At 66.6% G+C, this 13,089-nt stretch carries 8 protein-coding genes; 4 read left to right on the top strand and 4 right to left on the bottom strand.

Features of this window, described 5'->3' with window-relative positions; genetic code table 11:
• Positions 1–4 precede the first annotated feature (4 nt).
• Both HU772_RS11360 and HU772_RS11365 read left to right on the top strand, forming a co-directional pair.
• Positions 5–3,133: a multidrug efflux RND transporter permease subunit gene (locus HU772_RS11360; RefSeq protein ID WP_186657683.1), complete on the top strand. Its 3,129-nt coding sequence runs from the start codon at positions 5–7 to the stop codon at positions 3,131–3,133.
• Positions 3,133–4,536 carry an efflux transporter outer membrane subunit gene (locus HU772_RS11365; protein WP_186657686.1) on the top strand — a complete coding sequence of 468 codons (1,404 nt, stop codon included), beginning with the start codon at positions 3,133–3,135 and terminating at the stop codon, positions 4,534–4,536. Before HU772_RS11360 ends, HU772_RS11365 begins: the two co-directional genes overlap by 1 nt.
• A 230-nt stretch (positions 4,537–4,766) precedes the next feature.
• Here the strand turns inward: HU772_RS11365 and mobA are convergent, their stop codons facing one another.
• From mobA to HU772_RS11380, 3 genes are all read right to left on the bottom strand, one after another.
• Positions 4,767–5,342 carry a molybdenum cofactor guanylyltransferase MobA gene (gene mobA / locus HU772_RS11370; RefSeq protein WP_186657689.1) on the bottom strand — a complete coding sequence of 192 codons (576 nt, stop codon included), beginning with the start codon at positions 5,340–5,342 and terminating at the stop codon, positions 4,767–4,769.
• Between the two features lie 61 nt (positions 5,343–5,403).
• On the bottom strand, positions 5,404–8,529 hold the full coding sequence (locus HU772_RS11375; RefSeq protein WP_186657693.1) for a multidrug efflux RND transporter permease subunit: 3,126 nt from the start codon (positions 8,527–8,529) through the stop codon (positions 5,404–5,406).
• Between the two features lie 11 nt (positions 8,530–8,540).
• Positions 8,541–9,710 carry an efflux RND transporter periplasmic adaptor subunit gene (locus tag HU772_RS11380; protein ID WP_275959743.1) on the bottom strand — a complete coding sequence of 390 codons (1,170 nt, stop codon included), beginning with the start codon at positions 9,708–9,710 and terminating at the stop codon, positions 8,541–8,543.
• A gap of 164 nt (positions 9,711–9,874) precedes the next feature.
• Between HU772_RS11380 and HU772_RS11385 the strand changes: the two genes are divergently transcribed.
• Complete coding sequence (locus HU772_RS11385) at positions 9,875–10,576, top strand: response regulator (RefSeq protein WP_186657701.1); 702 nt, start codon at positions 9,875–9,877, stop codon at positions 10,574–10,576.
• A gap of 6 nt (positions 10,577–10,582) precedes the next feature.
• Positions 10,583–11,881, top strand: a complete 1,299-nt coding sequence (locus tag HU772_RS11390) for an ATP-binding protein (RefSeq protein WP_186657703.1) — start codon at positions 10,583–10,585, stop codon at positions 11,879–11,881.
• A gap of 28 nt (positions 11,882–11,909) precedes the next feature.
• Here the strand turns inward: HU772_RS11390 and HU772_RS11395 are convergent, their stop codons facing one another.
• Entirely contained in the window at positions 11,910–12,998 is a 1,089-nt protein-coding gene (locus HU772_RS11395) for a GGDEF domain-containing protein (RefSeq protein ID WP_186657705.1), read from the bottom strand.
• Positions 12,999–13,089: the final 91 nt, after the last annotated feature.

Genomic DNA, 13,089 nt, shown 5'->3' on the forward strand with positions numbered 1-13,089 from the left:
CGAGATGTCCAAGTTCTTCATCAATCGGCCGAACTTCGCCTGGGTCATGGCGTTGTTCATTTCCCTGGCCGGCCTGCTGGTGATCCCGGCGCTGCCGGTGGCCCAGTACCCCAGCGTGGCACCGCCACAGATCTCCATCACCGCCAGCTACCCGGGCGCTTCGGCCAAGGTACTGGTGGAGTCGGTGACCAGCATCATCGAAGAGTCGCTCAACGGCGCCAAAGGCCTGCTGTACTACGAGTCCACCAACAACTCCAACGGCGTCGCCGAGGTGCTGGTGACCTTCGAGCCCGGCACCGAGCCAGACATGGCCCAGGTCGATGTGCAGAACCGCCTGAAAAAGGCCGAGGCGCGCATGCCCCAGGCCGTGCTGACCCAGGGCCTGAAGGTCGAGCAGGCCAGCTCTGGCTTCCTGCTGATCTACGCCCTGACCAGCAAGGCCAGCGACAGTGGCGACACCACGGCCCTGGCCGACTACGCGGTGCGCAACATCAACAACGAACTGCTGCGCGTGCCCGGCGTGGGCAAGCTGCAGTTCTTCGCCTCGGAGGCGGCGATGCGGGTCTGGGTCGACCCGCAGAAGCTGGTGGGCTATGGCCTGTCCATCGACGACATCAACAACGCCATCCGTGGCCAGAACGTCCAGGTGCCGGCCGGCAGTTTCGGCAGCACCCCGGGGGCCAGCGAGCAGGAGCTGACCGCGACCTTGGCGGTGCAGGGCACCCTCGACACTCCCGAGGCGTTCGCCGGCATCGTTCTGCGCGCCAACCCGGATGGCTCCCGCGTGCTGCTCGGTGATGTCGCGCGCCTGGCCATCGGCAGCGAGAACTACAACCTGTCCTCGCGCCTGGACGGCCACCCGGCCGTGGCCGGCGCGGTGCAGCTGGCGCCCGGCGCCAACGCCATCCAGACCGCCACCCTGGTCAAGGAGCGCCTGGCGGAGCTGTCGCAGTTCTTCCCTGAGGGCGTCGAGTACTCGGTGCCCTACGACACCTCGCGCTTCGTCGACGTGGCCATCGAGAAGGTCATCCACACCTTGATCGAAGCCATGGTGCTGGTGTTCCTGGTGATGTTCCTGTTCCTGCAGAACGTGCGCTACACCCTGATCCCGTCGATCGTGGTGCCGGTGTGCCTGCTGGGCACGCTGATGGTGATGAAGCTGCTGGGCTTCTCGGTGAACATGATGACCATGTTCGGCATGGTCCTGGCCATCGGCATCCTGGTGGACGACGCCATCGTGGTGGTGGAGAACGTCGAGCGCTTGATGGCCGAGGAAGGCCTGTCGCCGGGGGCGGCCACGGTCAAGGCGATGGGGCAGGTGTCCGGGGCCATCGTCGGTATCACCATGGTCTTGGCGGCGGTGTTCCTGCCGTTGGCGTTCATGTCTGGCTCGGTGGGGGTGATCTACCAGCAGTTCTCGGTGTCGCTGGCGGTGTCGATCCTGTTCTCCGGCTTCCTCGCCCTGACCTTCACCCCGGCGCTGTGCGCCACGCTGCTCAAGCCGGTACCTCATGGCCACCACGAGAAGGGCGGTTTCTTCGGCGCCTTCAACCGCGCCTTCGCCCGCGTGACCGAGCGCTACTCGGTGATGAACAGCGCCCTGGTGGCCCGCGCCGGCCGCTGGATGCTGGCCTACGTCGGCATCCTGGTGGTGCTCGGCTACTCCTACCTGCGCCTGCCGGAGGCCTTCGTGCCATCCGAGGACCTGGGCTACAGCATCGTCGACGTGCAGTTGCCACCGGGCGCCAGCCGGGTACGCACCGACCACACCGCCGAAGGCCTGGAGAAGTTTTTGATGTCCCGCGAGGCGGTGGCCAGCTCGTTCATCGTCAGTGGCTTCAGTTTCTCGGGCCAGGGCGACAACGCCGCGCTGGCGTTCCCCACCTACAAGGATTGGTCCCTGCGCGGCCAGGACCAGTCGGCGGAGGCGGAAACCGCTGCCATCAACGCTCAGTTCGCGGCCAATGGCGATGGCACCATCACCGCGGTCATGCCGCCGCCGATCGACGGCCTGGGCAACTCGGGTGGTTTCGCCCTGCGCCTGATGGACCGTGGTGGCCTGGGCCGCGAAGCACTGCTGGCGGCCCGCGACCAGCTGCTGGCCCGCGCCAACGGCAACCCGGTGATCCTCTACGCGATGATGGAAGGCCTGGCCGAGGCGCCGCAGCTGCGGGTCAAGATCGACCGCGAGAAAGCCCGTGCCCTGGGCGTGAGCTTCGAGGCCATCAACAACACCCTGGCCACCGCCTTTGGTTCGGCGGTGATCAACGACTTCACCAACGCCGGGCGCCAGCAGCGCGTGGTGGTGCAAGCCGAGCAGGGCGAGCGCATGACCCCGGAAAGCGTGCTGCGCCTGTATGCGCCCAACGCCAGCGGCGAGCAGGTACCGTTCAGCGCCTTCGTCACCACCCAGTGGGAAGAAGGCCCGGTGCAACTGGTGCGCTACAACGGCTATCCGTCGATCCGCATCGCCGGTGACGCCGCGCCCGGCTACAGCACCGGCCAGGCAATGGCCGAGATGGAGCGCCTGGTCAGCGAGCTGCCGCCTGGCATTGGCTATGCCTGGACGGGCTTGTCGTACCAGGAGAAGGTCTCCAGCGGCCAGGCCACGGCCTTGTTCGCCCTGGCTATCCTGGTGGTGTTCCTGCTGCTGGTGGCGCTGTACGAAAGCTGGGCGATCCCGCTGACGGTGATGCTGATCGTGCCGATCGGCGCCCTGGGCGCGGTGTGGGCGGTGATGCTCACCGGCCTGCCCAATGACGTGTACTTCAAGGTCGGCCTGATCACCATCATTGGCCTTGCGGCGAAGAACGCCATCCTCATCGTCGAGTTCGCCAAGGAACTGTGGGAGAAGGGCTACAGCTTGAGCGACGCCGCCATCGAGGCCGCGCGCCTGCGTTTCCGCCCGATCGTGATGACCTCCATGGCCTTCATTCTTGGCGTGGTGCCGCTGGCCATCGCCACCGGCGCCGGCGCGGCCAGCCAGCGCGCCATCGGTACCGGGGTGATCGGCGGCATGCTCAGCGCCACCTTGCTGGGCGTGGTGTTCGTGCCGATCTGTTTCGTATTCGTGCTGAAGCTGCTCAAGCGCAAGCCGGCCCCCGTGCAACACGCTGTCGAGGTGACCCAGTGATGCTCATGCGCAATCTTGCAATTCCGTTCGCGCTGGCCGTCACCTTGGCCGGCTGCTCCCTGGCACCGACCTACCAGCGCCCCGAGGCGCCGGTAGCGGCTGCCTGGGGCGATGCCGCCGGCCACCACGGCAAGGTGGTGGAGCAATTGGACTGGCAGGCGTTCATCGTCGATCCGGCGCTGCGCCAGCTGGTGGGTACCGCGCTGGACAACAACCGCTCGCTGCGCCAGACGTTGCTGGATATCGAGCAGGCCCGCGCGCAGTACCGCATCCAGCGCGCAGACCGCGTGCCGGGCCTGAGTGCCGGTGCTTCGGGCAACCGCCAGCACTTGCCGGCGGACCTGTCGAGCAACGGTCGCGAGGGTGTCAGCAGTACTTATCAGGTGGGCCTGGCGCTGCCGGAATACGAAGTTGACCTGTTTGGCCGGGTGAAAAGCCTGAGTGACGCGGCCCTGGAGCAGTACCTGGCCACCGAGGAAGTTGGCCGTGCCGCGCGCATTGCCCTGATCGCCGAAGTGAGCCAGGCCTACCTGACCCTGGACGGTGCCGAACGGCGCCTGGCATTGACCCGCCAGACCCTGGCCAGCCGCGAGGACTCGCTGGCCCTGGTCGGCCAGCGGCGTGCGGCCGGCACGGCCACGGCGCTGGATCACCAGGAGGCGTTGGGGCTGGTCGAACAGTCTCGCGCCGAGCTCGAGGCCACCGTGCGTCAGCAGCGCCAGGCTCACAACGCCTTGGTCTTGCTGCTGGGCAGTGCCGACGTGGCCAAGGCGATTCCGGGCGAGCGTCTGGCCGAGCCTATGGTATTGCAGGACATTACCCCGGGCGCGCCATCGGCGCTGGTCGAACGCCGGCCAGACATCCTCGCCGCCGAGCACCGGCTGCGGGCGCGCAACGCCGATATCGGCGCGGCGCGGGCGGCGTTCTTCCCGCGGATCAGCCTGACCGGCAGCTTCGGCACATCCAGTGCGCAGATGTCCGGGCTGTTCGACGGTGGTTCACGCAGTTGGAGCTTCATGCCGCAGCTGTCGCTGCCGTTGTTCGATGCCGGGCGCAACAAGGCCGGCCTGAGCCTGGCCGAAGCACGCAAGGACTCGGCGGTGGCGGCCTACGAAGGCACGATCCAGACCGCCTTCCGCGAAGTCGCTGACGCCCTGGCCGCCACCGACACGCTGCGCCGTGAAGAAGCCGCGCGCCGGGCCCTGGCCGATACCAGCCGGGCGACCGTGGCGCTGGCCAAGGCGCGCTACGAGGGCGGGGTGGACAACCACCTGCGCTACCTGGACGCGCAGCGCAGCAGCTATGTGAATGAGGCGGCCTTCATCGAGGCCAGCACCCAGCGCCAACTGGCCCTGGTCGACCTGTTCCGCGCCCTGGGCGGTGGTTGGCCGGACAAGGGCTGAAACGAACTCCTTTGGTTGGGGAATCCAACAGCTCGGCCCTGGGGATCCTTGCCCCGGGGCTTTTTTTATGTGGGTTTGCACAATCTGTGTAGGAGCGGCCTTGTGCCGCGAAAGGGTCGCAAAGCGGCCCCAGCAATCTTCAGGTGGGTATACAACCCGGGGCTGCTGCGCAGCCCTTTCTCGGTACAAGGCCGCTCCTACAGGGGAGCGCGGTGTACTTTGGCGACAGGTTAATCCTGCAACAATTCCGGGCTATTGAAATTGCTCAGGCGCAGGTCATCTTCGGCACATTCCAGGCCCTGCACGCTGTCCTGCAACAACGCCTTCTGCAAACTCCGCTCACCCGCCTGCCAGGCCTGTTCCAGCAGTGGCAACAAGCGTCGCGGCAATACACTGAACATCGGCTGCCAGTAGCCACCCTGGCGCACCATGGCCGCGCTGTCGTGGGCCACCGCCAGTGCCAGCAGGTCCTCGATCAAGGCCCGGTCGATCCGTGGCGCATCGCAGGCCAGCAACACCACCCAGTGATGCCGCGCCACCTTGAGCCCGCTGATCACCCCGGCCAGCGGCCCGGGAAAATCCGCGTCGGCGTCGCCGACCAGTTGGTCGGCATAAACCGCATAGACCTCCTGGTTGCGGTTGCAGGAGATCACCAAGTCATCGCTGAGCGCACGCACTGCACGCTGCACATGGGCCACCAGCGGCTCGCCGCGCCAAGCCACCAGGCCCTTGTCGCGGCCGCCCATGCGCTGGCCACGGCCACCGGCGAGGATGAGAATCGAGCAGGGGGGGAGGGTGTCGGGCATGAAAAAGGGTTCCGGGCAATCAATGCCGGGAACCCTCCCATTTAACGCCTGGCTTGTCCAGTCAGGCTTCGCTGCTGACCAGTTCGCTGGCCTTGGCCTTGCCACGTCCGGCCAGGCGCATCACCACCACGAAGAACACCGGCACGAACACCACGGCGAAGGTGGCGCTGAGCATGCCGCCAATCACCCCGGTGCCGATCGCCTGCTGGCTGGCCGAGCTGGCACCGCTGGCGATGGCCAGGGGCACCACGCCGAGGATGAACGCCAGCGAGGTCATGACGATCGGTCGCAGGCGCAGGCGCGCGGCCTGGATCGCTGCGTCCGCTGCGTCGTGCCCCTGGTCCACCAGATCCTTGGCGAACTCGATGATCAGGATGGCGTTCTTCGCCGACAGGCCGATCAGGGTGATCAGGCCGACCTTGAAGAACACGTCGTTGGGCAGCCCGCGCAGGGTGACCGCGACCACCGCGCCGAGCACGCCCAGCGGCACCACCAGCAGCACCGCGGTGGGGATCGACCAGCTTTCGTACAGCGCCGCCAGGCACAGGAACACCACCAGCAGCGACAGCGCCATCAGCAACGGCGCCTGGCTGCCGGACAGGCGCTCCTGCAACGACAGGCCGGTCCATTCCAGGCCGGCGCCAGCCGGCAGCTGTGCCACCAGGCGCTCGATCTCGGCCATGGCCTCGCCCGAGCTGAAGCCGGGGGCCGGTTCGCCGGAGATCGACACCGCCGGGTAGCCGTTGTAGCGGGTCAGCTGCACCGGGCCGCTCTGCCAATGGGCGCGGACGAAGGCGCCCAGCGGCACCATCTTGCCGCTGCTGTTGCGCACGTGGATCTTCAGCAGGTCTTCGACCTGGCTGCGCTGGTCACCTTCGGCCTGCACCACCACCCGCTGCATGCGGCCCTGGTTGGGGAAGTCGTTGACGTAGTTGGAGCCCACCGCAGTGTCCAGCACCGCGCCGATATCGCCGAACGACACACCCAGGGCATTGGCCTGGCGGCGGTCGACTTCCAGCTCCACCTGCGGGCTTTCGGCCAGCGAGGCTTCGCGCACGTTGACCAGCACCTTGCTCTTGCGCGCTTCGTCCAGCAGTTGCTCGCGCGCCTGCATCAGTTCGCGGTAGCCCATGCCGCCACGGTCCTGCAGGCGGAACTCGAAACCGGTCGACTCACCCAGGCCATCCACCGGTGGCGGCAGCACGGCGTAGGCCACGGCGTCCTTGAGCTGGCTGAAGGCGATGGTCGCGCGCTCGGCGATCGATTGCGCGTGGTCCTCGGCGCTGCCGCGCAGCGACCAGTCCTTGAGCGTGGTGAAGGCCAGCGCCGCGTTCTGGCCACTGCCCGAGAAGCTGAAGCCGAGGATCAGCGTGGTGTTGGCCACGCCTGGTTCTTCGCTGTTGTGCGCTTCGATCTGCTTGGCCACCTCGATGGTGCGGGCCTGGCTGGCCCCCGGCGGCAACTGGATATCGGTGATGGTGTAGCCCTGGTCCTCGGTGGGCAGGAAGGCGGTGGGCAACTGGCTGAAGCCATAGCCCAGCGCCACCAGCAGCGCGGCATACACCAGCAGGTAGCGGCCACTGCGCAGCAGGGCGTGGCTGACCCAGCGCTGGTAGCCGTTGCTCATGTGCTCGAAGCGACGGTTGAACCAACCGAAAAAGCCCTTGCGCTCATGGTGCTCGCCCTTGGCCAATGGCTTGAGCAGGGTGGCGCACAGCGCCGGGGTCAGGCTCAGGGCGAGGAACGCCGAGAACAGGATCGACACCGCCATCGACACCGAGAATTGCTGGTAGATGACCCCCACCGAACCTTTCATGAAGGCCATCGGCAGGAACACCGCCACCAGCACCAGGGTGATGCCGACGATCGCGCCGCTGATCTGGCTCATGGCCTTGCGCGTGGCTTCCTTGGGCGGCAGGCCTTCTGCGGCCATGATCCGCTCGACGTTCTCGACCACGACGATGGCGTCGTCCACCAGGATGCCGATGGCCAATACCATGCCGAACAGGGTCAGCACGTTGACCGAGAAGCCCAGCGCGTTCATCACCGCGAAGGTGCCCATCAGCGCCACCGGCACCACCAGGGTCGGGATCAGGGTGTAGCGCAAGTTCTGCAGGAACAGGAACATCACCGCGAACACCAGCACCATGGCCTCGAACAGGGTGCTGATCACCTGCTGGATGGAGACCTTGACGAACGGCGAGGTGTCGTAGGGGATGTCGTATTTAACGCCGGCCGGGAAGTAGCGCGACAGCTCGTCGAGCTTGGCCTTGACCAGGCCGGCGGTTTCCATGGCGTTGGCCCCCGGCGACAGCTTGACGCTGAAGGCACTGGTGGCCTTGCCGTTGAGGCGGGTGCCGTACTGGTATTCCTGGGCGCCGATCTCGACCCGGGCGACATCGCCGACGGTGACCGCGGAGCCGTCGGTGTTGGCGCGCAGCACGATGGCGGCAAATTCCTCAGGCGTGCTCAGCTGGCCTTTGACCACCACATTGGCGGTGATTTCCTGGGTCGGCCGGGCTGGCAGGTCGCCGATGCTGCCCGGGGCTACCTGGGCGTTCTGCGCGGCGATGGCCTCGGCCACATCGTTGGGCGTCAGGTTGAAACCGACCAGCTTGGCCGGGTCGATCCAGATGCGCATGGCCCGCTCCGAGCCGTACAGCTGCGCCTTGCCTACGCCCTTGATGCGGCGGATCTCGTTCATCACGTTGCGCGCAAGGATGTCGGACAGGGCGATCTCGTCGAGGCTGCCGTCCTCGGCGGTGAGAGTGGCCAGCAGCAGGAAGCCGGTGGACACCTTTTCCACCTGCAGGCCCTGTTGCGTCACCGGTCGCGGCAGGCGCGACTCGATCACCTTCAGGCGATTCTGCACGTCCACCTGGGCCATGTCCGGGTTGGTGCCCGGCTGGAAACTGGCGGTGATGGTGGCGCTGCCCAGGCTGCTCTGGGATTCGAAGTACAGCAGGTTGTCGGCGCCATTGAGTTCCTGCTCGATGATGCTGACCACGCTCTCGTCCATGGTCGCCGCCGAGGCGCCCGGGTACACGGCGTAGATTTCCACCTGCGGCGGCGCCACGTCGGGGTATTGGGCCACCGGTAGCTGGGGCAGGGCCAGGCCGCCGACCAGGAGAATGAACAGTGCGACCACCCAGGCGAATACCGGGCGGTCGATGAAGAACTGCGGCATGGATCAGGCCCTCACTGGCCGGTGTGCTGGGCGACGGCGGTGGCGCCCGGTTGTTCGTCGACCTGCACCTGGTCGCCGGCCTTGACATGCTGCAGGCCTTCGACCACGACGCGCTCGCCGGCGCTCAGGCCTTCGCTGACGATCCAGCGGTCGCCCTGGGCGCTGCCCAGGGTCACCTGGCGCTCGCTGACGCGGTCCTGCTGGTCGACCACTAGCACCTTGGGTACCCCGGCGCTGTCGCGCAGGATGGCCCGCTGCGGCACGCTGATGCCCTGGGGCTGCACGGCCTGTTCCAGGCGCACGCGCACGTAGCTGCCCGGCAGCAGGTCGAGGTCAGGGTTGGGGAACTCGCTGCGCAGGGTGATCTGGTTGGTGCTCGGGTCGACGCTGATGTCGGAGAACAGCAGCTTGCCGGCCAGCGGGTAGGCGCTGCCGTCATCCTGGATCAGCGTGGCCTTGACCTGGTCCTGGCCGACCCGCTGCAGTTCGCCGGCGCGCAGCGAACGGCGCAAGGCGTTGAGCTCGCGGGTCGACTGGGTGACGTCGGCATGGATCGGGTTCAGTTGCTGGATGGTCGCCAGCGGGGTGGTCTCGCTCTGGCCAACCAGCGCGCCCTCGGTCACCAGGGCGCGACCGATGCGCCCGGCGATCGGCGCGGTGACCGTGGCGTAACTCAGGTTCAGGCGTGCGCGTTCCAGCGCGGCCTTGGCTTCGGCGACCGCGGCATCGGCCTGGAGGAAGGCGGCGCGGGCGTTGTCGTACTCCTGGCGGCTGACCGCCTTGTCGTCGACCAGTTCGCGGTAGCGCTGCTCTTGCAGGCGCGCCTGGTACAGGGTGGCCTCGGCCTTGGCCAGGGTGGCGCGGGCACTGTCGAAGTCGGCCTTGAATGGTGCCGGGTCGATGAGGAACAGCACATCGCCCTGTTTAACGTCGCTGCCTTCGCGGTACACGCGCTTGAGCACCACGCCGGCGACCCGGGCACGCACTTCGGCGGTACGCGGGGCGAGGATGCGACCGCTGAGTTCGGTGCTGATGGCCAGGGGCTGGACAGCAAGGGTCTCGACCCGAACCTGTGTAGCGGAGGCCTGTTGTTCCTGGTCGGTGGCGTCATTGCAACCGGCCAGGGCGAGGGTCATCAGCGCCAGCAGCGCCAGAGGGCGCAGGCGCAGGGTGCAGGGAATGGACATACGGATCTTCCGGAATTGATCGAGCGTATGCTAAGGCAGCCGTTCGCGTGGGCGCTGTTAAGCTGTGTAGGGCGTGTGTGAAAAAGTGTGAACAAGCGAAGGTGCCCGGCGCAGGATTCTATATCCTGCCTTACTTCACTCCCTGTGCAAAACCACTTATGCCGAACATCCTCCTGGTCGAAGACGACAGCGCGCTGTCCGAGCTGATTGCCAGCTACCTGCAACGTAACGATTTCCATGTCCGGGTGATTGCCCGAGGCGACCATGTGCTGGAGGACTTTCACCGGCAGAAGCCTGACCTGGTCATCCTCGACCTGATGCTTCCGGGCCTGGACGGCCTGCAGGTGTGCCGCCTGCTGCGCCAGGAGTCCCAAGGCCTGCCGATCCTCATGCTGACCGCCCGCGACGACAGCCACGACCAGGTCCTGGGCCTGGAAATGGGCGCCGACGACTATGTCACCAAACCCTGCGAACCACGGGTGCTGCTGGCCCGGGTGCGCACCTTGCTGCGGCGCAGCAGCGTCAACGAACCACGCCTGGACAGCGACCTGATCCAGATCGGCGGCCTGCGCATCGACCTGGCCGAGCGCACGGTCAGCTGGCGCGACGAGGAGGTGGAGCTGTCCAGCGGCGAATACAACCTGTTGGTGGTGCTGGCGCGCAATGCCGGCGAGGTGATGAGCCGCGACCGGATCCTCCAGCAGCTGCGCGGTATCGAGTTCAACGGTACCGACCGCTCGGTGGACGTGGCGATTTCCAAGCTGCGCCGACGTTTCGACGACAGCGCCGGCGAGGCGCGCAAGATCAAGACCGTGTGGGGCAAGGGTTACCTGTTCAGCCGGGTCGAGTGGGAGTACTGACGCCGCATGCTCAAGATCCTGGTGCGCCTGTATCTGGTGATCATCGTCGCCTATGCCGGTGCGATCGCCCTGATTCCCGACAGCATCGTCGGGCTGTTCCATGAGCGCTTCATGGCCTACAACCTGGAGCAGGCCAAGGGCGTGCAGACCTTGATCGTCCGCCAGTTCCAGCAGACCCCGCGGGCGCAGTGGCCGGCGCTGGAGCAAGACCTGGCCGCGGCCTTCAAGCCGCTGGAAGTGCAGTTGCTGCGCTTGGACCAGGCCGGCCTGGCGCCCGAGGAGAGGGCGCGGCTGGAACATGGCCTGTACGTGGTGCGCCTGGCCGACTGGGGCTATTACGAGACGGCCCTGGCGCCCCTGGACAAGGAATGGCTGGTGCGCCTGCACTCGCCGGACGATCCGCTGGACATCAACGTGCTGTCCTGGGGCGTGACGGTGTTGATCGGCGCGGCCATGCTCGGCTGCCTGTTGCTGTGGGTATGGCCGCACTGGCGCGACCTGGAGCGCCTGAAGGAAACCGCCCGGCGCCTGGGCCAGGGCGAGATGAGCGAGCGCACGCATATTTCCCCGCGCTCGAACATCGGCGAGCTGGCGGGGGTGTTCGACACCATGGCCAGTGACCTGGAGCGGCACGTCAACCAGCAACGCGAACTGCTCAACGCGGTGTCCCATGAACTGCGCACCCCGCTGACGCGCCTGGATTTCGGCCTGGTGCTGCTCTACGACGAAGTGCCGCCGGCCAGTCGCAAGCGTCTGCTCGAGCTGGTGGGGCATGTGCGCGAGCTGGACGAACTGGTGCTGGAACTGCTGTCGTACAGCCGCCTGGAAAACGCCGACCAGGCCCGCGAGCGGGTCGAGGTGTCGCTGCTGGAACTGGTCGACAGCGTGCTCGGTGGTTTCGCCGAGGAGCTCGACAGCCGAGGCATCCAGTGGGAGGTGCGGGCCGAGTCGGAGCTGCCGCGTTTCGTGCTCGACCCACGGCTGACCGCGCGGGCGGTGCAGAACCTGGTGCGCAATGCCATGCGCTATTGCGACGAAAGCCTGTTGCTGCGTCTGCGCCTGGAGGATGGGGCCTGCCTGTTGACGGTCGAGGATGATGGCATCGGTATTCCGCCCGAGGAGCGCGAGCGGATCTTCCAGCCGTTCTACCGCCTGGATCGCAGCCGCGATCGCAACACCGGCGGGTTCGGCCTGGGGCTGGCGATCAGCCGGCGGGCCATCGAGGGGCAGGGCGGCACGCTGACGGTGGCGCAGTCGGCGCTGGGCGGGGCGCAGTTCCGGATTCGCTTGCCGGCCGGCGGCTGACGCCGCATGCACAGGGCCACGGCAGGCCTCAGGGAGTAATCACCTGGGCCTGCCACAGCACGAAACGGTCCTTGCCAGCGTGTTTGGCCGCGTACAACGCCTGGTCCGCGCGTACCAGGGCCGCGCTCAGGGTGTCGCCGCAATCAATCCGGGTCAGGCCAATGCTGATGGTCACCGGGTGCTCGTTGTAGTCCTCGCGCACACGCTGGCACAACGCTGCGACCTGTTGCTCGGCGGCGCCGTCGTCCAGGCCCTGGAAGAAGATCGCGAACTCCTCGCCGCCCAGCCGGGCGATCTCGAAACCACTCATTGCCGCCTTGATGTGACCCGCCACCCGCTTGAGCACTTCGTCGCCGATGTCATGGCCGAAGCTGTCATTGACCCTCTTGAAGTTGTCGATATCGATCATTGCCAGGAACTGCCCAGGGGCGCCCAGTTGCAGTTGGCGCTCGGCCTTGGCCATGAACGAGCGGCGGTTGGGGATTTCCGTCAGGGCATCGACATAGGCCTGCTCCAGCAGCACCTTGGTCAGGTAGAAGTTGTGCAGCTTGGCCTGGCGGATGCGCAGGTAGCTGTAAGTCACCAGGCCGCTGAGGCACAGCGCGTAGCTGATCAGCATCGCGCCTTCGAGGTCCAGGGCGTGGATTCGGGTATGGAAGAACGGGTTGAGCATGATCCAGGTGATACCCAGGGCGCAGAAGAACGACCAGCGCCGCACCGGTAGCACCGACACGGTGTACAGCACGGTCGAGACGCCTAGCACCAGCCACACTGGGCGCAGGACGATGGGGATGCCTTCGATCACCAGGCGCATGGCCAGGGTCAGCACGGTCACGAACAGCAGGTTGAGCACGTCGAAATGCGGGCTCTTGCGAGTGAAGCCCAGGACCACGGTGAGGCAGCCCAGCAGGGCGATGAACGCCCCGGAACGCCAGGTGAAGCCCTGGCCACCGAGGTAGCTGACGATCAGGTCGAAGACCAGCCAGATGGCGATGCCGACGCAGAAGATCAGCAGGCAGAAGCGGCGCATGGCCTCGAACTCATGCTGGCGGAACTCGGCGCGCAGGGCGGCGGGGGCGACTTGCTGGCGGATATGGGCTTCGAGGGTTTTGTACATGGAGGCGATGGTGGCCTTGAAGTTGTTGTCTGTTATGCCTTCCAGGGCTGTGAGGTCTCTGTAGGCGTGGCCTTGTGTCGCGAAAGGGACG

This window comes from Pseudomonas xantholysinigenes, from assembly GCF_014268885.2.
GTDB classification, from domain to species: domain Bacteria; phylum Pseudomonadota; class Gammaproteobacteria; order Pseudomonadales; family Pseudomonadaceae; genus Aquipseudomonas; species Aquipseudomonas xantholysinigenes.

Coding starts and splice junctions, on each gene's coding strand:
- HU772_RS11360 (WP_186657683.1), top strand. CDS start 5: ATGTCCAAGTTCTTCATCAATCGGCCGAACTTCGCCTGGGTCATGGCG.
- HU772_RS11365 (WP_186657686.1), top strand. CDS start 3,133: ATGCTCATGCGCAATCTTGCAATTCCGTTCGCGCTGGCCGTCACCTTG.
- mobA (WP_186657689.1), bottom strand. CDS start 5,342: ATGCCCGACACCCTCCCCCCCTGCTCGATTCTCATCCTCGCCGGTGGC.
- HU772_RS11375 (WP_186657693.1), bottom strand. CDS start 8,529: ATGCCGCAGTTCTTCATCGACCGCCCGGTATTCGCCTGGGTGGTCGCA.
- HU772_RS11385 (WP_186657701.1), top strand. CDS start 9,875: ATGCCGAACATCCTCCTGGTCGAAGACGACAGCGCGCTGTCCGAGCTG.
- HU772_RS11390 (WP_186657703.1), top strand. CDS start 10,583: ATGCTCAAGATCCTGGTGCGCCTGTATCTGGTGATCATCGTCGCCTAT.
- HU772_RS11395 (WP_186657705.1), bottom strand. CDS start 12,998: ATGTACAAAACCCTCGAAGCCCATATCCGCCAGCAAGTCGCCCCCGCC.